The organism is Yersinia vastinensis (assembly GCF_902726565.1).
Classification (GTDB): Bacteria; Pseudomonadota; Gammaproteobacteria; order Enterobacterales; family Enterobacteriaceae; genus Yersinia; species Yersinia vastinensis.
Genome location: NZ_CACVAF010000004.1, coordinates 75,988 through 99,161, shown reverse-complemented (window position 1 = coordinate 99,161; position 23,174 = coordinate 75,988). Strand labels below are relative to the sequence as shown.

Here is a 23,174-nt window from a genome sequence, read left to right as displayed (position 1 = left end):
CTTAACCCCCGTTTTGACATATCAATTCCTTCTGAAGAAGGTGTAACACCAATGTCTAATGAAAAACAAGGCATTAAAATGGTTACTAATAGAGTTTTAGCTTGAAGCAACACACAAATGCATATGATAATCATTATCAAATAAATACTAATACATACTTGATAAAATCACCTTATGCACAATAGAACCTATCGAACTCAAACTGTAGATACCCCTTCAAATCAAAGTGAATCTCTTTTGCTATGCTCATGTATTAACAGCCAAAAACTACTGGGGCAGCATGACGTTGTAGCAATTAATCACCAAGGTCAACTCTACTATTTGCGTCAAACTAAAGCAGGAAAACTCATACTCACTAAATGACTTTTAGTTGTCCTTTATTTCAAATTAACATTTCGCCAGCCACCTAATATTCACCACGAAGGCAGCCAGCAATCCATTGATTAAATTAAACAATACATGGAGAGTTGCTTGTGCCTTATTTCTTCCGTTTGTCATCATGCTGCTTGAGCGTGACCTTAGCACTATCTTCAACTGCAGCAGCCAACCCTACAGTGGAACCGAATAATCCCCCCCTCATTGTCAGAGGAGTCAAACCATCTACGGACAGTTTTAACACCCCCAGCATTTTAACCGTCATTAATGCCTCACAACCGCAAAAACAGACTGCAACCACTGCGACAGAAATGCTCAAGAATGTACCGGGAGTCAGTGTTACCGGCATAGGGCGAACCAACGGACAGAACGTTAGCATCCGAGGTTATGATCAATATGGGGTATTGGTATTAATTGATGGTATTCGCCAAAGAATTAACGGTGCACATTTCAATGGTACGTTTCTTGACCCCGCCCTCATCAAACAAGTGAGCATCACCCGTAGCCCATCAACATCACTCGTGAGTAGTGGTGCCATGGGGGGCGTTATTGCCTACCAAACAGTCAATCCAACCGATTTACTGGATAAAGAGAGAAACCTCGGTTTTCGCATCAGTAGTTATGGCGCAAGCGCTCACCATAGCCTAGGTGTCGGGATGTCTGCTTTTGGTCGTACAGAGAATCTGGATGGCATTATTGCCCTAAATACGCGCAAGGTCGGTAATATACGCCAAAGTAATGGTTACGATGCCCCCAATGATGAAGCCATTAATAGCCTGATGCTCAAGGGCACTGCCCGCCTTTCTTTTAGCCAGTCACTGACCACCGCGCTGCGCTATTACAACAACCGAGCGCTAGAACCCAGAATGGCCAACCAGAGCGTGCCAGACTCATTGAAAAGCCCAATGATGAAACGTTCGACCATCCAACGTGATGTTGAGCTAATTTATCGTTTACACCCTCAGCACCTGAGTTGGCTGGATATGACTACCCAACTCTACTCTTCCGAGGTCAATGTCAACGACGATGTACGCAACGAAGGTTACGGTAGTCGCAAGCAAATTACCCAAGGCTTAAAGCTAGAAAATAGCAGCTTGTTGTTTTCGCACAGCCCTGCATCACATCTCTTGACTTACGGTGTTGAAACTTATCATCAAAAACAAATTCCAAAGGGGGTTATCCGCAGCTTTCCACCCGCTGCAATTCAATTTTCATCGGGTTGGTTACAAAATGAAGTGACCATGCGTGACCTGCCAGTCACCTTACGGGTAGGCACTCGTTTTGACCGTTATGAAAATAGCCGATCAGGGTTTGCTGATAGAGAAGCCAAGCAACAATCAACTCAAGGTGCAGTGACAATCACCCCCACAGACTGGCTGATGATATTTGGTGCCTATAGTCAGGCCTTCCGTACTCCTACACTGACCGAACTTTATAATGATTCAAAGCATTTTATGCGAAACTACTGGAGGCCCAACCCTAATTTAAAATCCGAAACTAACGTCACTCGAGAAGCCGGTTTTGGGTTGTATTTTGACGACTTATTGGCAGACAGTGACACACTTCAACTGAAAACCAGTTACTTCCATATCAATGCCAAAGACCGTATTACCAATGATGTCTCTTTTTCAAAATCTGTCTATCTCAACATACCTCGAAGCAAAACCTGGGGCTGGGATGTCTCACTGAACTATCAAAATAGCTTGTTTAGCTGGGACCTAGCCTATAACCGTACTCGTGGTATTAATCTTGATACTCGTCGTTTTATTGACAGTATCAACCCGGACACAGTCACCAGTAACCTAAATATCCCTATTGCTAACAGTGGTTTTAGCACCGGCTGGGTCATGACAATGGCTGAAAACACCAAGTTCATGAAAAAAAATGGGGCCTTGAGCCTCCTTCATCGTGCATACAAACCTCAAGCAGGTTATGCCGTACATGACATTTACCTAAGTTATCGCGGGCAAGGCACATTCAAAAATGCCACAGCAGCAGTTGTGCTGGGTAATGCCTTTGACAAAAAGTATTACTCGCCACAAGAAATCCCCCAAGATGGGCGTAATGCCAAATTTCTAGTCAGTTATCAGTGGTGATATTTCACTCGAGTTATCTATAGCCCCACATTTAGCCCGCCATCCTGAAATGGCCTAATGGAACCCTGCCGCAAAAATCATCACGATGACGGCACAATATTAAAAGGAATGGATAGATGAAAATGCCATTATTTCAGCGTTATCAAGCAACTCAGCAACAAAACCCGACAATGCAGGCTTGTGACATCGCGCAAATGTTGAATGTCAGTGAGGCGGAGTTAGTCTATGCCCGCGTTGGCAATGATGCACAGCACCTGAATATTGACGCCAGTACATTACTTACCGAGTTGGAGAAGGTTGGGAGAACTTGCTCAGTCACCGCGAACCACTATGCCAGACATGCGTTGATGGGTGAATATCAGAATTTGCGTTTACATGGGCATCTGGGCTTGGTTCTCAATCCCCGAGCACTAGATTTAAGGTTGTTTTTCAGCCACTGGAATACTGTTTTTAGTTTGCGCGAAACTACCCCGCAAGGTGAACAACTTAGTATTCAGTGTTTTGATTTTCAAGGTAACGCAATCCATAAGATATATTGTAGCAATGAAACAAACATCAATGCTTGGCATACCTTGGTCGCGCAATTTCATACATCGACTCATTCTCCCTTGATATTACAACCTGCCCCTGTCGAACCCTATACCGAGTCCCCCATCAACAACGCAACTATTGATGCTGAATGGCGAAAAATGAATGATATCCATCAATTCTTTATGCTATTGAAACGCAATAAAATCACACGTAGACAGGCGTTTCGAGCCGTCAGTGACGACTTGGCTTATCGAGTAGATAACAGTGCCTTGATGCAAATAGTTAAGGCTGCGCAAAATAATCAAAATGAAATTATGCTCTTTGTCGGCAATAACGGATGCATGCAAATATTCACCGGTGTTATTGAGCAATTTATAATTTCTCAGGATGAGAACCCTTCTGGCAATTATGATATACAGGTGCTCAGTCAAGGATTTCATTTACAAATAAATGCTAGTGCCATCGCTGAAAGTTGGGTAACACGCAAGCCGACTAAAGAGGGATTTGTCTCAAGTTTAGAATTACTTGATAGTCAGGGAAAACATATTTTACAGGTCTTTGGTCAGCGTTCAGAAGGCCAACCAGAGCAAAATCAATGGCATCAGCAACTGGCTCAATTGACTGCATCTGGTTCGTTGAATGACTAAATGGATTGTTGTTACTCTCATATTCATTACTTCAATAAACTGCACAGCCACCCCGCGCATCGTCACAATTGGCGGCGATGTCTCTGAGATCACTTACGCACTAGGCGCAAGTGATAACATTGTGGCGCGCGACAGTACTAGCCTTAATCCTGAGGCGCTAAAAACACGCCCTGATGTTGGCTATATGCGCCTACTTAATATTGAAGGTATTCTTGCCATCAAACCTACACTGATTCTGAGTACAGCACGAGCTTCCCCCTCGATGGCATTAAAACAGATTGCCGATCTCGGAGTTAAACTTATCTATGTTCCCGCGGAGAAATCACCGGAAGGTGTAATTGATAAAATACGAATGATTGCCACCACATTGAATAAAGAAGAAAAAGGCCAACAGCTGATACAACATTATCAACAACAGTTAGACACTGTGGTATCAACTCCTTTGCCGGTGAAAGTGCTATTTGTTATGAGTCACGCGGGGATTCCTCCGTTAGCCGCGGGTTTAAATACCGCTGCCGATAGCATGTTCAGTGCTGTAGGACTTAAAAATGCCATTCAGGGATTTAGTGGTTACCGCCCTTTATCACAAGAGGGGATCATCGCCAGTGCGCCAGACTTGTTAGTTATCACCACCCACGGCGTAAAATCTCTTAATGGTGCGGAAAACGTTTGGCGCTTACCCGGTATTGCACTGACACCTGCTGGTAAACAAAAGCGGTTATTAGTGCTTGATGATATGGCATTATTGGGTTTTGGTTTACAAACACCTGATATCCTCAAACAACTTCGTACTGCGGCAGAATTAAATTAAGCGAGAAAATATAAAGAGAAACGGTGGTAGAGAGAACCTCTACCACCGTTATTTGTCTCATTATAGCCGTCTCATTAGCTGGAGCAGGAAATTTCCAAGTGTTTTCCCCAGTCTGGCGGTAATTGCGCCAACTCACTGAATTCTGGTTGTTCGGCAAAAGGCTGCTGCAAGGCCAAATGTAAACGTTGCAATGGCTCGATATCATCCTTCTCAGCGTGGTCGATGACCAACTGAGCCAAATAGTTACGTAATATATAATTAGGATTTGCCGCTTTCATCGACTGCTGACGCTGCGCATCATCAATAGGCTCTTGTTGCAAACGGGCGCGATATTGATGATACCAACTGTCAAAGCTTGCTCTATCAATAAAATCATCACGTAATAATGATTGCGCGGAGTTCACTTCAACATCACTCAGCAAACGGAATGTACGAGTATAATCTCGCCCCTCTTTACTCATCAGACTCAGTAACCCAGTCAATAACTCGTTATCCTGAGTATCACTTTGAGAGAAGCCTAATTTGGCTCGCATCTGTTGGCCGTAAACCGCCATTAACTCTGGTTCATAGGCCTCCAGCGCCATTTGCAATTGTTCCACAGTCATCAAACCAGACAATGCTTGTCCCAGCCGATGTAGGTTCCATAGGGCAACTGCCGGTTGATTATCAAATGAATAGCGCCCTTGATGATCAGAATGGTTACAGATATAGCCGGGAGCATAATCATCAAGAAAACCAAATGGGCCATAATCCATGGTAATACCAAGAATAGACATATTATCGGTATTCATTACACCATGCGCAAAACCGATAGTTTGCCAGTGAGCCATTAGACGGGCTGTTCGCTTAACGACATCAGTAAACCACAGTAGGTAGCCGTCTTCTTGTCCGACAAACTGCGGCCAGTGCCGTGCGATAACATAGTCGGCGAGCTGTTTGACTTGAGCCGGTTGCTGTCGGTAGTAAAAATGCTCGAAGTGACCAAAACGCACATGACTCTCAGCCACCCGCAATAGCATGGCTCCCCGCTCAGGTTGCTCGCGATAAACCGGATGGTCACTGGTCACGATTGTCAGTGCTCGGCTAGTTGGTACGCCTAAATGATGCAATGCTTCAGAGGCTAAAAACTCTCTAACCACAGAGCGCAATACTGCCCGACCATCTCCCATACGGGAATAAGGCGTTAACCCTGCCCCTTTCAGATGCCAATCCATGCTGCGACCGTCGCTGAGTTGCTGCTCTCCGAGCAAGATTCCGCGACCATCACCAAGCTGCCCTGCCCAAACACCAAACTGATGCCCACTATAAACTTGCGCCAGCGGTTCCATGCCAGGTAACAGTGCCTCACCGGCCCAGATCGCCGATTTCGGTGCACTAAACCAACTAGCATCAAGTTCTAATTCCCGAGCCAATGGCTCGCTGTGATACAACAAGCGCGCCCCTTTTAACGGTGTTGGCTGCAAATGCGTATAAAAACCAGGCAACTGCTGCCCATAGCTGCTGTTAAATTGAAGAGCATTATCAAACTCAGACGTATTATCAACCTCAAATCTTGGCGCAGATTTATCAGTATTAAAAGAAGACATCAGCGTAGTACCTCCGTGAGCCAATGGCGAACTTGTAATAATTCAGCTTGCGATTCAGGAAACTCATCACTTATCTGCTGGCAGGTGGTAGTAATGGCATCAGTTCGATAAGGCACACCTTGAAGACGCTCAGCTAATGCCTCCAGTGGTGCTGGATTTAAGCTATCAGTAAATATTTGGCAACGGTCAATTGCGCCATGTAAAACGTCAAAATGTAGTTCAATTCCGCCCCAAACAAAGCGAGTATCGACCAAATGGCTAAATGCCGGAGCCTGACCAAAGTTCCATTCCCAGCTACTCTGTTTAGCAAATTGTTCCGTGAAACCGGGCAAGTCGGGTAATGCCTGTGGTGAGATAACTTCTGCAGAAACTGTCTCATCATAATAATTGAAGAAAGCCTGCTCAATGGCTGTACAAATTTTCTCGTGGTCAATGCCAGGCAATAGCTCAACCAAATTCGTCACCCGCGAACGTACCGATGTTATGCCTTTGGCCTGTAATTTTTTGGGGTCGGGGTTAAGGTAGTCCGCCAGACGGTTAAGATCAGCATTGAGTAATAATGTGCCGTGATGAAAACCGCGGTCTTTCGTTTCTTTATAAGCAGAGCCAGAAACCTTGCGTTCACCATCATCTTTAACTACCACCAAATCATTGCGACCAGAGGCTGTGGCCTGAACACCCAAAGAGGCCAAGGCATTCAGAATGATTTGGGTAGATATGGTTTTATCGTATTCAGGTTTACCGGCCATAAAAGTAAAACAGGTATTCCCCAAGTCATGGAAAACCGCGCCGCCGCCGCTACTGCGTCGAGCCAACTTTACACCGTCTTGTTCCATGCGCCGCGTATTACACTCTTTCCACGGATTCTGGGCTCGTCCAATAACCACAGTATTGGAATTTCTCCACAAAAATAGCACCCGTTGATCTGGGGACATTTGGCGGAAAATACATTCTTCTACTGCCAGATTAAACCAGGGATCATAAGAGTCAGAAATGAGTAACCGAAGGGATGACATAAACGCGGCTCCGAACCAAAATAAGCAGCCACTAAGATAACATAACCCACAAAGATAGTTTTAGGTTCAGCCTATCGATTCAATACCATATTTAGATACGGCGCGCTTGCCAATAAACCCGCTTCCAATAGACATTTTCCAACGATGAACGAATAACACCTTTACTCGTAGAGGCGTGAATGAATTCATCGTTGGTGTCATAAATTCCAACATGCAATCCATTTTGTCCACTACCCGTTTTAAAGAAAACTAAATCACCAGGCATCAAATCATCACGGGAAACTTCAGTCCCTAGCGTAGTCTGCGCAACTGTCGTGCGAGGCAGTTGCATGTCGAAACGATCACGGAATGTGCGGTAAACAAAGCCAGAACAATCAACTCCACTTTGATCCAGTCCGCCATTACGATATGGCGTACCTTCCCATTGGCGCAGTTGTTCATTGAGTTTCGCGACCACCACAATGGAATCTGACAAGTGGCCACTTGGCGTCGGGGCATGGCTGCTACAGCCAGCAAGAATCATACTGATCAGAAAGATCCAGAAACGTATCCGCATCGATAATTCACCAAAGGTCAGGCTTGGTCTATTCACCAGACAATAAGCTAATGAAAGACATCATTATGGCTAATTTAGCTATCGAGTTTGGAAAAAACAAGTTATATGAATGAGATAATATATTTAATCGTTTTTTGTCGGTTTTGTATGTATCAACCATATACCCAAAAGTATAAAACCTGACCCAATAGTTTTTAATAAAGTCACTGGCTCATTGTACCAAGGTAGTAATACGGCGGCTAAATAGACCAAAGCATAACTAAGGCTCAATAATGGATAAGCCCGATTAAGTGGTAAATATTTTAGTGCAAAAAACCAGCATAACATAGATAAAGCATAACCAAACAACCCACAGATTACGGCAATTAACTGTGTCAGATGATGTATTAAAAATTGCCCATTAATATCTGCCAATGACATTAATGGCATATTCATCATGCCCCATTTCAACATTAATTGGGCAACAGTCACCAAGACCACACTACCTAAGCCCCAGCCATAACCTTTCATAAGTGCCAACTAATCAATAGGATGCCAAACATAATAGCAGCAATCCCCAACCAATGCCGAGACGTCGCTTTCTCGCCATAAACCAGTTGTGCGGCCAGGGTCACCAATACGAAATTAAAACTAAGCATGGGATAAGCCACACTCAGCGGCAGATGTTGTAATAAACCTAACCACAACAACATCCCAACACCAAGGAACAGCACAGCCAAGGCTAACCAACGCAGTGTCGGCGCTCGTCGCTTTTCTGGCGATAGCCCCCAACACTGCGCAGCTTGTTTCTGACATAATTGCCCAGCACAGGTCAATAAACTGACCATTACTAATAGCAAATAACTCATCATGGTGTTTTTTGATACCACAAAAGTGCCAGACGGTTCATTAGATTAACCTTGTCCGCTGGCGGTAAATAGGTTGGAAGTTCCTCATTACGAGATAATTGCACAACCAGCGATACATCTCCTTGTTTCCTTGCATTGGCGAGCCATTCGCTGAATTCTGTTTCATTGATGTACCTATTTCCGCTGTCAGTGTAGTTCAACCCATAGGCCAGTTCACCTTTCTCATTGAACATCAGAATATCACTGCGTTTTAACTCCCAAGCAAGTCCAGCGGCAACACCTACACTGTCTGCCAACACGTAACGGCTACTATTAAGCTCATCAAAGTTTTGCTGGATAAAGTTTTGTGGTTGTTTGGAGTCAATGACTTGCTGTGGAATGAGATAACCTACAAGCAATATAAACAGTAATGGGCTAGCTGCCGCCCAACGCCAATGACGGGCGTTATTACGCAATGTTATAAAGCCCACCAACCCCCATCCAGCAAAAGCAAGTGTCGCCAGAATAACTTTCAGATGTTCGTGCGGTTCGTAGGCAACCAGATGCGCCACCAGCCCCATACCAATAACCAACACCGCCAGTGCACAAACCAAACCAAAAATAAGATTTATTGCACCGTTAATCTTCAATGCGCGCATGCGCATATTATTGGCGCAGTCCGTTGCATAGGCGGCCATCAGTAGGGACAGCGGAGCCATGCAAGGCAGGATATAAGTCGGTAGCTTCCCTTTTGCCACACTGAAGAATAGCAATGGCATTAATACCCAACTGAGTAAAAAGAATAACTCAGGTCTTGCCACCCGCTCGCGCCACCCTTTTAGTAAGGCACCTGGTAATAACCCCAACCACGGTAATACCCCCAAACACAGCACTGGCAAGTAATACCACATAGGGGCTTTATGCTGAGCATCTTTCTCTGCAAACCGCTGAATATGTTCAACCCAGAAGAAGTAATGCCAAAAATCTGGCTCCCGTTGAGCAATGGCTAATGCCCACGGCAAACTGATTATTACTGCACTCACTATCGCTAGCGGACCAAAAATAATAAGTTCTTTTACCCTTTTTTGCTGTATGACAATCGGCAAGACTGAAATAACCGGCACGGCCAAGGCCAGAAAACCTTTAGTCATAAAGCCCATACCGCAAGCTAAACCGAGCAAGAGGTAAGCCTCTATTTTCTGTTTCGTGGTTTCAGCTCGCAGAGTGAGGTAGAAACAGAACATCGACGCAGTTAGCCACAATGAAATCATCGGGTCTAGCACAGCATAAGAACCAATACTAAATACCAACAACATTGAGAGGTAAATTAACGTTGCCAATACTGATGTTGAGCGGTTGCGCCACAATAAGGTCGCTAGCCAATAAACTAATACTGCACTCAACGCCGTACTGAAAATTGAGCCAAATCGCACGGCGAAGTTAGTGTCGCCGAATATCCACTGGCTAATATTATTAAACCAATATCCCGCAATGGGTTTTTCAAAATAGCGAATACCCAATAGGTGGGGCACAATCCAGTCGCCACGTTGCAGCATTTCCCGGCTAATTTCCGCATATCGTGTTTCATCCGGTTGCCACAGTAGGCGGCTATTAACAGGTAATAAATAGACTAAAGCAAAGAACAACGCCAGTAGGGCTGCCCCACTTCCTTTTAACAGCCTCATTGCGCATCCTTTATATCTGACTGACACCCCAACCAGCCTTCTCGCCCCGGGAAAGCAGCCCGAATAACTTTACCCACCGGCAGTGAATCTGGATTTTCAGGCAATAGAGCCCCAAGGGGACAAAACTGTATCTCGTATTTCTTTGCCATAATCAATAATTGTTCAAACATTACGGCTTGCGACATCCCTTCAACCTCAGCATGGATGGTATAAACCGGTGTTCCGCTGTCATGCAATATGGCATTCATAATAAAATCATTAAAATCCTCAGCGCGAACTTCGCTACCCACCACTTCATCATAAGTGGGTAAAGTCACTGGGATTTGTACCGTACCAATGTTGCCATCAGGTAATAATGGGCGGAAAGGATGAGTGCCACGACAGTCACTGTTATAGAGGAAAGGAAACGACTGTTTTATGGCTAAAACACGTTCATCAGCACGCCAACCCGCAGCTGCTGAGCAAGTAATTGGTTGCTGAATGCTATGTTGTAATGCATCAACCCCCAATTGTACCTGTTCAGCCAGTTGCTGTTTTGACCATGACGCAACTTTTGCTTGCCAGCCCTGATGATCCCAAGCGTGCAAGCCAACTTCATGCCCCGCCTGCAAAGTTTCTTTCATCAGTGGGCCAAAATCTTGCGCAATCCTTTTACCCGGCCAGGCCGTACCCGCCAGCAAAATATCCCAGCCATACAATGAGGCGGCATTCGAGCGCAGCATTTTCCACAAGAAACGAGGACGGAAAAGGCGCCACAAATGGCGCCCCATGTTATCCGGACCAACACTGAAGAAAAAGCTGGCACTAATATCGTACTTATCCAATACCGTAAGCAACGATGGTACGCCCTCCTTGGTTCCCCGGTAGGTATCTACATCAATTCTCAAACCAACTTGCTTCATACTTGATGCTCGTCCTTTGAGGTTTCATGCTGTTCGAGGACTACCCCACGTAGGAAGAAATCCAATGTGTCAGCAACCGTTTGTTGCAAGGCAATTTCTGGCTGCCAGTGCAACAGACGGTGCGCATTACGAATACTTGGCGTGCGATATTCAACATCTTGATATCCTTTGCCGTAATATGCACTGCTTTCAATGTCTTTAAATCCAGCAAACGGCGGGAAATGGTCACGCAATTCATGTTTTTCAAAACTACTTAGCAACATTTCCGCCAACTCGCGAATACTGGCTTCATTGGTTGGGTTACCAATATTGATTATTTGACCGTCACAAACACCATCACGGTTTTCAATAATACGGAATAACGCCTCAATACCATCATGAATATCCGTAAAACAGCGTTTTTGCGCCCCACCATCAACGAGCTTAATTGGAGAACCTTCAACCAGATTTAAAATTAATTGTGTAATAGCGCGCGAGCTACCAATACGCGCAGCATCAAGATTATCTAACCGTGGCCCCATCCAGTTAAATGGACGGAATAAGGTAAATTTGAGGTTTTCTTTTGCGCCATAGGCCCAAATAACGCGGTCCAGTAATTGCTTCGATACTGAGTAAATCCAACGCTGCTTATTAATTGGCCCAACAATTAGGCGTGAACTGTCTTCATCAAATTCTTTATCATCACACATGCCATAAACTTCAGACGTGGATGGGAAAATAATGCGTTTATTGTATTTAACACAATCACGCACAATCTTGAGATTTTCTTCAAAATCTAATTCAAATACGCGTAACGGATTACGGGTATATTCAATCGGCGTAGCAATAGCAACCAAGGGTAAAATAACGTCACATTTCTTAATGTGATATTCAATCCATTCGGAATGAATACTGATATCACCCTCGACAAAATGGAAACGAGGATTACCCAAGAAGCGGCTGATAGCATCAGAGCCAATATCTAAACCATAGACGTCATAATTATTATCACGTAATAAACGCTCGGTTAAATGGTTCCCAATAAAACCGTTTACACCGAGTATTAATACTCGAGTGCGCCTTTTCTGAGTTTTGCTGGGTTTATTACCTAAACGGACATCAGTGACAATGCCCATATCCTGTGCCAGACGGCAGCCCTGAACATACAAACCGGCCTCCCCCTGTCCCGCGATGATCTCCAGCGCCCCTTCACCACAAGCAATAATCAGTGGAGAGGTTGATAACACAGTACCAGGAGCCTTCCCATGTGTGATATCCAGAGGCTGCGAACGCCAAACTATCAGTTTGCGCTGCCCAAGATAAGTAAAGGCACCAGGATATGGTTCGGTTACTGCACGCACTAAATTATTAATGTCAGATGCGGATTTTTGCCACGGAATTTCCCCATCGGCTGCGGTACGACGACCAAAATAAGTGGCTTCAGATTCTTTTTGTGGCACCAACTGCAACGGCGTATCGTTCATCTTTGGTAAGAGATCGCGTAGCAGTTCATCGGCAGCATCACGCATTTTTGCATGCAAGGTGAGTGCTGTATCAGCATCACTGATAATAACTTTATGCTGTCCAACAATCGCGCCAGCATCCGCTTTTTTTACCATTTTATGAAGCGTGACGCCCGTCTCTTTCTCTCCATTGACCAGTGCCCAGTTAATAGGTGCCCGTCCACGGTATTTCGGTAATAGGGAACCATGCAAATTGAAACCGCCACGCGGAGCTGATGACAGTATTTCATCACTGAGCATATTGCGATAATAAAAAGAGAAAATAATATCAGGCTGTAATTGCTGAATCCTCTCAATCCATAATGGATGATTAACATCTTCCGGTGCATAGACAGAGAGATCTAAATCGGCAGCAACTCTGGCCACTGAAGAGAAAAAGCGATTCTCATTGGGCGAGTCAGTATGGGTAAATACCGCCTGAATATCATAGCCAGCGTCAACCAAGGCTTTCAGACCGACACAACCAATATCATGATAGGCAAATACAATCGCTTTCATTTTTCTACTTCCTGATTATTTTCGGTCTGCTCCACGCCGACCACTTTCTGTATGAAATAACGAGGACGCGCACGTACATCGTTATAAATACGACCGATATATTCTCCGAGTAACCCCATACCAACAAATTGGGCACCGATGAACATGAACAACACAGCGAATAGTGTAAAGACACCACCGCCCGCCCATTCAGGGCCAAATATCAAACGCAAAACCACTAATAGCACTGCAAAAGTGAAACCAGAAAGAGCAATAACACTGCCTACCAGACTTAATAAACGCAGTGGCGTTGTTGTCAGACAAGTAATCAGGTCATACATCAGATTGATGAGCTTCATCAGGCTGTATTTGGAATCACCAAACTCACGCTCTGCGTGATGAACTGTAATTTCGGTTGTGCGACGGGCAAAGGTGTTCGCCAAGATGGGAATAAATGTACTGCGCTCGTGACAGTGTAACATTGCTTCAACAATATGACGGCGATAGGCTCGTAACATACAGCCATAGTCGCCCATTGATTTCCCCGTGGCGCGCTGAATCATCAAATTGATCATGCGGGAAGCAGTTTTACGAAATAGCGAGTCTTGACGGTTGGCTCGCACCGTCCCCACCACGTCATAGCCCTCTTCTGCAACACTCACTAACCGTGGGATTTCTTCCGGCGGATTTTGCAGATCCGCATCAAGAGTAATCACCAAATCACCACTGACCTGATTGAATCCAGCCATAATGGCTGAGTGCTGGCCATAATTACGGTTTAGCAAAACGGCAATAATGCAACTTCCGGGTTCGTTTGCCGCTGCCGTCAATAATTCAGCGGAGTTATCACTGCTACCGTCATCAACCAAAATAATTTCATAGGGTTGGGTCAGCAATTTACAAGCAGCCGACGTTCTCTCTATTAACGCGGGTAAGCTCTCTTGCTCGTTATAAACAGGGATAACAATAGAGACTTTTTTGATTTGTTCATTTTGTGACACGGCGCGGCCCTATAATAGTTGCTAATGCATCAACTACCCGCTCAACATCGCTATCCACCATGTCGGGGAAAAGAGGCAAAGTGCATAATCTGGCGGAATTCCACTCGGTATTAGGCAAGTGCAAAGTGGGATAGCGTTCGCGATAGTATTTTTGGGTATGTGCAGCACGAAAATGCAGGCCCGTACCAATCCCAAACTCTTTAAGCCGCTCCATCAGCACATCTCGGTCAATACCACAACGCGCTTCATCAACTCGCACCATAAAAAGATGCCATGCATGCTGATGAGCATAATCAGGGACAGCTAATGGCTGTAAGGGGGAATCAATTAAGGCTGCATGATAGTGCGCAACCAACGCTTGACGGCGGGCGTTGATTTCAGGTAACCGTTGGAGTTGCACAACCGCAATAGCCGCGTGAATATCAGATAAGTTGTATTTATAACCCGGCTCTATGACTTCAGCCTGTGGACTACGCCCTTGAATTTGGCGGTCAAAAGCGTCCACACCCAAGCCATGGAACTTTAAGCGGCGAACTTTGGCGGCAAATTCATCATCATCCGTAGCAATTATTCCCCCCTCAGCGCAGGTTATATTCTTGATAGCGTGAAAAGAGAAAATAGCCGTACCCTTCTCACCAACCCATTCATCGCCATAGCGAGTACCCACCGCATGGGCAGCATCTTCAATCAATGAAATACCGCGTTGTTGGGCAATGAAGCGCAACGCATTAAGGTCACACGGTGCCCCTGCATAATGAACAGGAATAATTGCTTTGGTTTTCGGAGTGATTGCCGCTTCAACATCAGCCGCGTTAACCATTAATGTGTCGCGATCAACATCAACCATCACTGGTTCAGCACCCAGCAACACAATCATATTTAGTGTTGAAACCCACGTCTGGGACGGTGTAATAACTTCATCGCCTGGACCAATCCCTAAGGCCATCAGCGCAATATGCATCCCTGCAGTTGCAGAGCAAACAGCGATAGCATGTTTGCATCCAAATGCCGTACAAAAATCAGTCTCGAGCTGCTGATTCTGTGGGCCAGTAGTAATCCAACCAGAACCTAGCACATTGACTACCGCATTAATTTCATCGGCGCCAATTGCTGGGCGAGAAAAAGGCAAGAAAGTCTGCATTAATAAAAATTCCTAGGGTACTTTAAACTTTGGGCAACTATATGCCCGTCTAAGTTAACGAAATCTAAACGTTATTCAGATAGGTTCCGAGTTTTCTAGGAATAACTGTAGTCCATCAACCTTAAATAAACCTTAAGATAGACTTTTTTTATCGATATATTTCGCACAAAAACTTCACATTGAAATAATTGTATTTACAATTAAAATCAAGCAAATAGCGCAGATGACTGGATTGGTTTGATAATGATTTAATTGACTCTATTACTCAAAATATGCTGTAGAGGGGCAGATGATGATAATGAGCGAAAATATCCTAAATAAGGAATATTGATTTGATAAAATCGATGCAGGTTAATAAAAAATGTAACTATTAAATATTCTTTGTAATGAGCCAATTCTGCTGATTAAAGCTGTGAATTTGAAAATCGACTTCAAATACCTCCGATAAAAGGTTCATTTCCATTACCTGCTTAGCCTTACCTTGCGCAAGGATATTTCCTCGAGCCATCAACCAAACTTGGTCAGCCTGTTGTAAAGTATGGTTCAGATCATGGGCACTAATTATTGCGCTGCGCCCCGCAGAGCAAAAATCACGTAGCAAACCATCCAACGCCACTTTTTGTGCAACATCCAGCCCCGTGTATGGCTCATCAAGCAACAACAATTTACTCTCTGGATTGATATCGGGCCAAGCCTGCAAAAATATGGCAGCAAGACGTACACGTTGCCACTCTCCGCCGGAAAGTTGAGATAGCATCCGTGATAATTTATCAGTTAATCTTAATCTTTTGCACAGATAACCAATTGTCGCGGCTACTGCGTCTTGGGTAACACCTGCAGGCTGATAAAGAGAAAGGTATTGGAAAACCGGCATCATTGTCAGAGCAGACTGCTGCTGACACAAATAAGCCCTCAACCGCGCCAATTCATGACCCGAATAAGTGGATAATGACTTCCCCGCCAGAACAATGTCTCCCCCCGCGGGTAGCAACCCAGCCAATGAGGCTAATAGCGTGCTTTTCCCCGCACCGTTTGGGCCGATTAAATGAATTTGCAACCCAGCATTCACCTGTGTTGAGAACGGCGCCAGACGGGCTTCTACAGTCACTTCGCTGAGTTGCAATAACATCAAAATAAATCTTTCATCCGTAATTAGTGAGCCGCTAACGCGTGTGTAATTGCATTGATTAAAATAGGGTCTTCTGGGGTCATATCTGGGGAAAAACGCTCTAGCACCACACCATCACGGCTAATCAGAAACTTTTCAAAATTCCACAGAATATCACCCTCGTGTTTTGGCTCACGCCCCTTACTCGCTAAACGTTGATAAAATTCGCTACCTTCCGGTTTCACTGCGACGGGCTTTGCCGCGACTAAATGCTGATATAAAGGATGGCGTTGTGCGCCATTGACTTCAATTTTGCTGAACATTGGGAAATCGACGCCAAATGTCCCTCGACAGAATGCCTGAATTTCTTCGTCGCTGCCTGGCTCTTGCCCTGCGAACTCGTTACTCGGGAACCCCAGCACCTCAAAACCTTGCTGCTGGTATGTCTTATACAGACTTTCCAAGCCTTCATACTGTTTGGTTAATCCACACTGAGAAGCCACATTGACCACTAACAAAACTGAACCTTTATACTTTTCCAGCTTAACTGATTGACTATCAATGGTTTTCAATGGAATGGAGTAAATTGAATGACTCATTTAGGAAGAATCCTTATTCAGCATGATAAGCAGGTAAACCTGCCGGAGTGTAAATCGACGTAAGACAGATCACTTTACACTTTTCACTCTTGTCAGCAACCAGATAAATAATGGCGAGCCTAATGTCGCAGTCACAACACCAATCGGCAATTCTGCAGAGAATAGAGCAATACGCGCAACAACATCAGCCAGTAACAATATTCCACCGCCGGCTAAAGCACATCCGGTCAATAATCGACGTTGGTCCGTTAAACCAGTCAACCGCAGAATATGGGGAATAACCAAGCCGATAAAACTAATGACGCCCGCCAAAGCAACACTAATTCCCACAAGTAAACCAATCGCGAGCACTAATAAGTTGCGCCATAAATGAAGAGGAATCCCTAATTGTCTGGCTTGCTGTTCTCCAAGAGACATAAAGTTGAGCACGCGCCCTTGGCAACAGAGCCAAACCACAATGGGTAAGAGTGCTAATACTAACCCCTGCTGCCGCCAGTCAATACCGCTAAACCCGCCCATCATCCAATACATTAATTGTCGTAAATCTAGGCTGGTACTGAAATAGACCGCCCACGTCATAATGGCACTGCATACAATTCCCAAAGCAACGCCAACCAATAATAGGCGGGCATTGGTTAATAAGCGCCGGCGGGCAAAACCGAGTAATAGGGCTGTCATAAATAAAGCGCCGGCAATCGCGCAGGTGCTTAAAAACCAGATTGGTAATAATCCATGTCCAAGCAATACCGCCATAACCAGCGCAACACCTGCACCATTAGCGACACCTAACAGGCCCGGTTCCGCCAATGGATTCTCAAATAAAGCCTGCATAACGGCCCCTGAGACGGCAAGACTTGCTCCTACCATCATGACGGCCAAAGCCCTGGGTAGACGCAATTGCCAAACAAATAATTGCCCTGTTTCACTGGCCCATTGTGCAGGCCAAATCCAAATATCACCGGCACATAAACTGATGACCAGAGCTAACAACAATATGACAACCAACCCCTTCAGGTAGCGGCTATCACGCTGTTGCTGTCGCTGCTGAAGTGAGGTAAATAATTGACTGGTCTGCATTACATCCTCAGAGATGAGCTCAGGGTTGACCTTAAGATACCTGATAAAAATCAGTAATCGATACCCACTAGGCCCAGAGATTAGGATGTTAACGTAATCTGGAAAAGATTTGCATGAAAAATATGACTTTTTATTAATGGAAAACGCTAATCTTGCCACCGATTCTCAAGGCAAAATTAGCGTTTATTCAATGACAAGTGATGCCTGATTAGTATTGAGTTATGGCAACATGATTGTCATCACCCAACCTATCAAAAAATGGCGAATATATCAGCGATAGCCATTTTTTTGTGGTGGATAAACCTGCTGCCCTCCCCGGCCACTATTGTTACTTTGCCCACCATGATTATTTGGGCCGCCTTGTTTACCACTGTTTCCCTGTCCATTATTATTGCCAGGTTTACCATGCCCATTATTATCGTTGTGCTGTGGTGAATGATTTTGGTCATCACGGTTATTATGCTGCGGCTCCCCATGGTTCTGGCCTTTAAATGGATTATGGCCATCCTGTTCTGATGGGCGCTGCCAACGGCCTCCATCCCAATAATAACCACGCTCATTGCGATCGCCAATATGACCACCACGATGCTCATGCCACCATTGTGGTGGACGCCAATCATAGCCATCCCAGTAGTAGCCACGGTTATCTTGATCACCTAAATGCAAACTAACACCGGGGATATTAATATCAAGTGAGACATCTGCCTGCGCAATCAGTGGCATTAATGACAGAACACCCAGTAGGAATAGATATTTTTTCATATACATCCGAATATATTATTAACAGTTGATAAATTTATATCAACGAAAATAACCAGCTTCTATCAGATAAATTCCCATTTTCTATTTCATTTCAGAATATTTACGAAATCCATACAATCGTTTCTTATTAGATATAACTACCTGCTACTGTTCCTAACATGTCTTAACACTGAACTTACAGCTGCGGTTTTTATATTGAATTATAATTACCTTTCATATCCATATAATTTTAATATGAGAAAATTATAATGCGTCGGATAATATCAATAGTAGGCGTGCTCTTATTGAGCTTTTCACTCTCGGCTTGCTGTCTCCTCCCACCACCAGGCGGTGGACATGGAGGTGGTCATCACAGAGGCTCTAGTATGCAATATAATAATCATTCGCCACTTTAATAAAAACGCTTAACATGTGCTCACCTTATTTCAATAGGAAATTTCTAATTTTTTATTATTCTATAAATCACAAAATTTAATTTTTAATCAAAAAAATATTTCACGACTAACTGTTATCGTATTTTTCCGTAAGTCAGAAAGGTAAATATCAATTATTGATTCTAGACACACAGGTCCTATACTCGAAGAATAATCAGAGTACCCATCACTTAAATTTTCCTACCATATTAAAGTGAGACAAACGACACCAAAGAAAAAGGCCGCTTGCGCGGCCTTTTGTTCGGGAAACACTCACTCTTTTGGAGTGGCACTCTCTACCCGGCTTTTTAGCTTTTGCCCTGGACGGAAAGTCACCACACGGCGCGCCGTAATAGGAATGTCCTCACCCGTCTTCGGATTACGGCCCGGACGTTGGTTCTTGTCTCGCAGATCAAAATTGCCAAAGCCAGACAGTTTGACCTGTTCGCCATTCTCAAGAGCACGACGTACCTCTTCAAAGAATAACTCAACCAGATCTTTGGCATCTCGTTTGCTAAGCCCTAGCTTTTCAAATAGATGTTCTGACATTTCAGCTTTAGTAAGCGCCATAGGTTCAATCCCTCAAGGATGCTTGGAATCGCTGTTTTAACGCCTCTACACATCTTGCGACAGTAGCGGCGATCTCCTCTTCTTCCAGTGTACGGGCGGTATCCTGCAACACCAGACTAATAGCTAGACTCTTATAGCCTTCTGCTACGCCCTTGCCACGGTACACATCAAACAAGTTTACGCCAACTGCCTGATTTGCGCCAACTTTCTTACACTCCGCCAAAATATCTTCTGCGGGAACGTTTTCAGCTACCACAACAGCGATGTCGCGACGGTTTGCCGGGAAGCGAGAAATCTCGCTAGCATGAGGCACGGCGCGGTCTGCAAGCTTGTTCCACTGAACTTCAAACACCACAGTACGGCCGTTTAGATCCAGCTGACGTTCCAGTTCAGGATGAACTACACCAATGAAACCAATGTGTTCCCCTGATAAATAAATTGCAGCACTCTGCCCAGGATGTAGTGCAGGATGCGCTTGCGCACGGAACTGAACATCAGATAATTTGCCGGTAAGTTCCAGAATTGCTTCCAGATCACCCTTCAAATCATAGAAGTCGATTGGCTGACGCGCCAGATCCCAATGTTCCTCATAACGGTGCCCTGCAATCACGCCTGCTAGCATGACATCCTGTCGGACCCCGAGATCTGCAGTAGTATCAGGCACAAAGCGCAAACCACTTTCAAATAGCCGTAAACGAGATTGCTGGCGATTCTGGTTGTAAACTACCGCCGACAGCAAACCTGTCAGCAATGACAGCCGCATAGCAGACATATCGACCGAAATCGGGCTTGGTAAAATTAATGCGTCTTGTTGTGGGTGCAATAGCGCCTGCACTTTAGGGTCAACAAAACTGTAAGTAATTGCTTCTTGATAGCCGCGATCGACCAACGCAGTCTTAACACGCTTAAGTGGTAAGTCTGCTTCGCGATGTTTCGTCATCACTAAGTCAGCTTTAATAGGCACATCTGGAATATTGTTATAGCCGTAGATACGTGCAACTTCTTCTACCAGATCCTCTTCGATTTCCATATCGAAACGCCAGCTTGGTGCTACTGCCTGCCAATCAGGACCGAGTTCTGTTACCTGACAGCCAAGGCGGCGCAGAATGTCACTGACTTGCTCTGAAGGCACATGGTGCCCTATCAGACGATCCAGCTTTTCACGACGCAAGGTAATAGTGGCACGTTTTGGCAATTCTGCCGTTGCAGTCACATCAATGACAGGGCCAGCTTCACCGCCACAGATATCAATTAATAACCGTGTAGCACGTTCAATGGCTTTATGTTGTAACGCGGGATCAACACCACGTTCATAACGATGAGAAGCATCGGTATGCAGACCATGCCGACGCGCGCGCCCTGTGATTGAAAGTGGGCTAAAGAATGCCGACTCCAACAATACATTGCGGGTTTCTTCGTTAACACCTGAATGCTCACCACCGAAAATACCGGCCATCGCCAAAGGTTTTTGCTGATCGGCAATAACCAGAGTGTCTGCGTTTAATTTGGCTTTAGTGCCATCCAGTAGAGTGAGTTCTTCACCTTCGCTCGCTAAGCGGACAATAATCTCACCGTCGATACGGTCCAGATCAAACGCATGCATCGGCTGGCCTAACTCAAGCAACACGAAGTTTGTGACATCCACAACGGGATCAATAGAGCGGATACCACAGCGACGCAGTTTTTCACGCATCCATAATGGTGTCGCAGCCTTGACGTTAATACCTTTAACAACTCGCCCCAGATAGCGTGGGCAAGCTTGCGGCGCATCAACGCGAATCGGGAAAGTATCCGCAATAGATGCGGCAACCGGACTCATATCCGGTTCGGTGAGGGGTAGCTGATTGACCACAGCAACATCACGTGCAACACCAATAATACCTAAGCAATCAGCACGGTTTGGCGTGACGCTAATTTCGATGGTTTTGTCGTTCAACTGCAAATATTCACGCAGATCGACGCCAATCGGCGCATCAGCAGGAAGCTCAATAATACCGTCGTGATCTTCTGAAATAGCCAGCTCAGAGAACGAGCACAACATGCCCTCTGATGGTTCGCCGCGCAATTTCGCTGCTTTAATTTTGAAATCACCCGGCAGCACAGCACCCACAGTCGCAACCGCTACTTTCAAACCCTGGCGACAATTAGGAGCACCGCACACGATGTCCAACAAGCGGTCACCACCTACATCGACTTTCGTGACACGCAGTTTATCTGCATTTGGATGTTGTCCACATTCAACAACGTGGCCGACAACGACACCATTAAATTCACCAGCAACAGCATCTATGCCATCAACTTCTAAACCGGCCATCGTAATTTGATGGGCTAAATCATCACTGCTAATGGCTGGGTTTACCCATTCGCGTAACCAAAGTTCACTGAATTTCATGAGATATTCCCGCCTTACTTAAACTGTTTGAGGAAACGCAGATCATTTTCGAAGAATGCACGCAGATCGGTGACGCCGTAACGTAACATTGTTAAGCGCTCCATTCCCATGCCAAATGCAAACCCTGAATAAACCTCAGGATCAATGCCTACGTTTCGTAATACATTTGGATGTACCATGCCGCAACCCAACACTTCAAGCCACTTACCATTTTTCCCCATTACATCCACTTCAGCGGAAGGTTCAGTGAATGGGAAATATGATGGGCGGAAACGAATTTGCAAGTCTTCTTCAAAGAAGTTACGCAAGAAATCGTGCAACGTCCCTTTCAAATTAGTGAAGCTGATATCACGGTCAACAATCAGCCCTTCCATTTGATGGAACATTGGTGTGTGTGTTTGGTCATAATCGTTACGGTAAACACGGCCTGGCACGATAATCCGAATCGGTGGCTGTTGGCCTTGCATAGTACGTATCTGCACACCTGATGTCTGAGTACGCAACAAGCGAGTCGCATCAAACCAGAAGGTATCGTGGTCAGCGCGAGCTGGGTGATGAGCCGGAATATTCAATGCATCAAAGTTATGATAGTCATCTTCAATTTCAGGGCCAGACTCAACGGAAAAGCCTAATTCACCAAAGAAGGTTTCGATACGATCGATAGTACGGGTTACAGGATGCAACCCACCATTTTCCATACGGCGCCCCGGCAAAGAGACATCAATGGTTTCTGCCGCTAATCGAGCATTCAGAATCGCTGATTCTAGCTTATCCTTACGCGCATTAAGTGCTTCTTGTACTTCTTGTTTGGCCTGATTAATGACAGCGCCAGCCGCTGGACGCTCTTCTGCTGGTAGCTCACGCAGCGATGTCATTTGAAGGGTCAAATGGCCTTTTTTGCCTAAATATTCGACGCGCACCAAATCCAACGCGGCAACATCTTGGGCATCTTCTATGGCTGCTTTAGCTTTGGCAACCAGCTCTGCGAGATGTGGCATTGTTTCCTCTTCCTCTGGCCGGTATGGCCCGCTTGTAGTTATATAAATTAATGTTATAGAAATTGATAACTATGTAGAAATGCAGCTATATAAATTTGTTAA

General features: G+C 45.1%; 21 protein-coding genes. 4 read left to right on the top strand and 17 right to left on the bottom strand.

The features are described from left to right. The first annotated feature begins 174 nt into the window (after window positions 1-174). The 4 genes from hemP (at window position 175) to HUZ92_RS07280 (ending at window position 4,460) form a co-directional block, all read left to right on the top strand. Window positions 175-363, top strand: a complete 189-nt coding sequence (hemP, locus tag HUZ92_RS07295; RefSeq protein ID WP_072086471.1) for a hemin uptake protein HemP — start codon at window positions 175-177, stop codon at window positions 361-363. A gap of 110 nt (window positions 364-473) precedes the next feature. After that, window positions 474-2,471 (top strand): TonB-dependent hemoglobin/transferrin/lactoferrin family receptor, encoded by a 1,998-nt coding sequence (locus HUZ92_RS07290; protein ID WP_145579938.1) that lies wholly within the window; start codon window positions 474-476, stop codon window positions 2,469-2,471. A 116-nt stretch (window positions 2,472-2,587) separates the two neighbouring features. Further along, window positions 2,588-3,649 (top strand): hemin-degrading factor, encoded by a 1,062-nt coding sequence (locus HUZ92_RS07285; RefSeq protein WP_050097562.1) that lies wholly within the window; start codon window positions 2,588-2,590, stop codon window positions 3,647-3,649. After that, on the top strand, window positions 3,642-4,460 hold the full coding sequence (locus HUZ92_RS07280; RefSeq protein ID WP_145579937.1) for a heme/hemin ABC transporter substrate-binding protein: 819 nt from the start codon (window positions 3,642-3,644) through the stop codon (window positions 4,458-4,460). The genes HUZ92_RS07285 and HUZ92_RS07280 overlap by 8 nt, the downstream gene beginning before the upstream one ends. A 74-nt stretch (window positions 4,461-4,534) precedes the next feature. Here the strand turns inward: HUZ92_RS07280 and HUZ92_RS07275 are convergent, their stop codons facing one another. From HUZ92_RS07275 to pheS, 17 genes are all read right to left on the bottom strand, one after another. After that, the gene (locus HUZ92_RS07275; protein WP_050296267.1) at window positions 4,535-6,046 is read right to left on the bottom strand and encodes a protein adenylyltransferase SelO; all 1,512 of its coding nucleotides are present in this window, start codon (window positions 6,044-6,046) and stop codon (window positions 4,535-4,537) included. Continuing rightward, a complete protein-coding gene (locus HUZ92_RS07270) occupies window positions 6,046-7,062 on the bottom strand; it encodes a lipoate--protein ligase A (protein WP_050097559.1) in 1,017 nt (338 codons plus the stop codon). The genes HUZ92_RS07275 and HUZ92_RS07270 overlap by 1 nt, the downstream gene beginning before the upstream one ends. 91 nt (window positions 7,063-7,153) lie before the next feature. Then, window positions 7,154-7,618, bottom strand: a complete 465-nt coding sequence (locus HUZ92_RS07265) for an NlpC/P60 family protein (protein WP_050139589.1) — start codon at window positions 7,616-7,618, stop codon at window positions 7,154-7,156. A 123-nt stretch (window positions 7,619-7,741) separates the two neighbouring features. Continuing rightward, window positions 7,742-8,128, bottom strand: coding sequence for a 4-amino-4-deoxy-L-arabinose-phosphoundecaprenol flippase subunit ArnF (arnF, locus tag HUZ92_RS07260; RefSeq protein WP_050097557.1), 387 nt, complete (start codon window positions 8,126-8,128; stop codon window positions 7,742-7,744). After that, window positions 8,125-8,469, bottom strand: a complete 345-nt coding sequence (gene arnE, locus HUZ92_RS07255; protein ID WP_050097556.1) for a 4-amino-4-deoxy-L-arabinose-phosphoundecaprenol flippase subunit ArnE — start codon at window positions 8,467-8,469, stop codon at window positions 8,125-8,127. Before arnE ends, arnF begins: the two co-directional genes overlap by 4 nt. Then, a complete protein-coding gene (gene arnT / locus HUZ92_RS07250; protein WP_050296268.1) occupies window positions 8,466-10,130 on the bottom strand; it encodes a lipid IV(A) 4-amino-4-deoxy-L-arabinosyltransferase in 1,665 nt (554 codons plus the stop codon). The genes arnE and arnT overlap by 4 nt, the downstream gene beginning before the upstream one ends. Further along, complete coding sequence (arnD, locus tag HUZ92_RS07245) at window positions 10,127-11,032, bottom strand: 4-deoxy-4-formamido-L-arabinose-phosphoundecaprenol deformylase (protein WP_050097554.1); 906 nt, start codon at window positions 11,030-11,032, stop codon at window positions 10,127-10,129. The genes arnT and arnD overlap by 4 nt, the downstream gene beginning before the upstream one ends. Beyond that, complete coding sequence (gene arnA, locus HUZ92_RS07240; RefSeq protein ID WP_145579936.1) at window positions 11,029-13,032, bottom strand: bifunctional UDP-4-amino-4-deoxy-L-arabinose formyltransferase/UDP-glucuronic acid oxidase ArnA; 2,004 nt, start codon at window positions 13,030-13,032, stop codon at window positions 11,029-11,031. Before arnA ends, arnD begins: the two co-directional genes overlap by 4 nt. Then, complete coding sequence (gene arnC, locus HUZ92_RS07235) at window positions 13,029-14,012, bottom strand: undecaprenyl-phosphate 4-deoxy-4-formamido-L-arabinose transferase (RefSeq protein WP_050097552.1); 984 nt, start codon at window positions 14,010-14,012, stop codon at window positions 13,029-13,031. Before arnC ends, arnA begins: the two co-directional genes overlap by 4 nt. Beyond that, the gene (gene arnB, locus HUZ92_RS07230) at window positions 13,999-15,153 is read right to left on the bottom strand and encodes a UDP-4-amino-4-deoxy-L-arabinose aminotransferase (protein ID WP_145579935.1); all 1,155 of its coding nucleotides are present in this window, start codon (window positions 15,151-15,153) and stop codon (window positions 13,999-14,001) included. The genes arnC and arnB overlap by 14 nt, the downstream gene beginning before the upstream one ends. Window positions 15,154-15,523: 370 nt before the next feature. Next, a complete protein-coding gene (btuD, locus tag HUZ92_RS07225; protein WP_164908420.1) occupies window positions 15,524-16,282 on the bottom strand; it encodes a vitamin B12 ABC transporter ATP-binding protein BtuD in 759 nt (252 codons plus the stop codon). Window positions 16,283-16,305: 23 nt separating this feature from the next. Then, window positions 16,306-16,860, bottom strand: a complete 555-nt coding sequence (locus tag HUZ92_RS07220; RefSeq protein ID WP_145579934.1) for a glutathione peroxidase — start codon at window positions 16,858-16,860, stop codon at window positions 16,306-16,308. A gap of 69 nt (window positions 16,861-16,929) precedes the next feature. Next, complete coding sequence (btuC, locus tag HUZ92_RS07215) at window positions 16,930-17,937, bottom strand: vitamin B12 ABC transporter permease BtuC (protein ID WP_050097548.1); 1,008 nt, start codon at window positions 17,935-17,937, stop codon at window positions 16,930-16,932. 270 nt (window positions 17,938-18,207) lie between these two features. Continuing rightward, window positions 18,208-18,699: a DUF2502 domain-containing protein gene (locus tag HUZ92_RS07210; RefSeq protein ID WP_050097547.1), complete on the bottom strand. Its 492-nt coding sequence runs from the start codon at window positions 18,697-18,699 to the stop codon at window positions 18,208-18,210. Window positions 18,700-19,385: 686 nt separating this feature from the next. Further along, entirely contained in the window at window positions 19,386-19,682 is a 297-nt protein-coding gene (ihfA, locus tag HUZ92_RS07205; RefSeq protein WP_002211830.1) for an integration host factor subunit alpha, read from the bottom strand. 4 nt (window positions 19,683-19,686) lie between these two features. After that, window positions 19,687-22,074 carry a phenylalanine--tRNA ligase subunit beta gene (gene pheT, locus HUZ92_RS07200; RefSeq protein WP_145579933.1) on the bottom strand — a complete coding sequence of 796 codons (2,388 nt, stop codon included), beginning with the start codon at window positions 22,072-22,074 and terminating at the stop codon, window positions 19,687-19,689. 14 nt (window positions 22,075-22,088) lie between these two features. Further along, window positions 22,089-23,072, bottom strand: a complete 984-nt coding sequence (gene pheS / locus HUZ92_RS07195) for a phenylalanine--tRNA ligase subunit alpha (RefSeq protein ID WP_050097545.1) — start codon at window positions 23,070-23,072, stop codon at window positions 22,089-22,091. Window positions 23,073-23,174 lie beyond the last annotated feature (102 nt).

Coding starts and splice junctions, on each gene's coding strand:
- hemP (WP_072086471.1), top strand. CDS start 175: ATGCACAATAGAACCTATCGAACTCAAACTGTAGATACCCCTTCAAAT.
- HUZ92_RS07285 (WP_050097562.1), top strand. CDS start 2,588: ATGAAAATGCCATTATTTCAGCGTTATCAAGCAACTCAGCAACAAAAC.
- HUZ92_RS07280 (WP_145579937.1), top strand. CDS start 3,642: ATGACTAAATGGATTGTTGTTACTCTCATATTCATTACTTCAATAAAC.
- HUZ92_RS07275 (WP_050296267.1), bottom strand. CDS start 6,046: ATGTCTTCTTTTAATACTGATAAATCTGCGCCAAGATTTGAGGTTGAT.
- HUZ92_RS07270 (WP_050097559.1), bottom strand. CDS start 7,062: ATGTCATCCCTTCGGTTACTCATTTCTGACTCTTATGATCCCTGGTTT.
- HUZ92_RS07265 (WP_050139589.1), bottom strand. CDS start 7,618: ATGCGGATACGTTTCTGGATCTTTCTGATCAGTATGATTCTTGCTGGC.
- arnF (WP_050097557.1), bottom strand. CDS start 8,128: ATGAAAGGTTATGGCTGGGGCTTAGGTAGTGTGGTCTTGGTGACTGTT.
- arnE (WP_050097556.1), bottom strand. CDS start 8,469: ATGATGAGTTATTTGCTATTAGTAATGGTCAGTTTATTGACCTGTGCT.
- arnT (WP_050296268.1), bottom strand. CDS start 10,130: ATGAGGCTGTTAAAAGGAAGTGGGGCAGCCCTACTGGCGTTGTTCTTT.
- arnD (WP_050097554.1), bottom strand. CDS start 11,032: ATGAAGCAAGTTGGTTTGAGAATTGATGTAGATACCTACCGGGGAACC.
- arnA (WP_145579936.1), bottom strand. CDS start 13,032: ATGAAAGCGATTGTATTTGCCTATCATGATATTGGTTGTGTCGGTCTG.
- arnB (WP_145579935.1), bottom strand. CDS start 15,153: ATGCAGACTTTCTTGCCTTTTTCTCGCCCAGCAATTGGCGCCGATGAA.
- btuD (WP_164908420.1), bottom strand. CDS start 16,282: ATGTTATTGCAACTCAGCGAAGTGACTGTAGAAGCCCGTCTGGCGCCG.
- HUZ92_RS07220 (WP_145579934.1), bottom strand. CDS start 16,860: ATGAGTCATTCAATTTACTCCATTCCATTGAAAACCATTGATAGTCAA.
- btuC (WP_050097548.1), bottom strand. CDS start 17,937: ATGCAGACCAGTCAATTATTTACCTCACTTCAGCAGCGACAGCAACAG.
- HUZ92_RS07210 (WP_050097547.1), bottom strand. CDS start 18,699: ATGAAAAAATATCTATTCCTACTGGGTGTTCTGTCATTAATGCCACTG.
- ihfA (WP_002211830.1), bottom strand. CDS start 19,682: ATGGCGCTTACTAAAGCTGAAATGTCAGAACATCTATTTGAAAAGCTA.
- pheT (WP_145579933.1), bottom strand. CDS start 22,074: ATGAAATTCAGTGAACTTTGGTTACGCGAATGGGTAAACCCAGCCATT.
- pheS (WP_050097545.1), bottom strand. CDS start 23,072: ATGCCACATCTCGCAGAGCTGGTTGCCAAAGCTAAAGCAGCCATAGAA.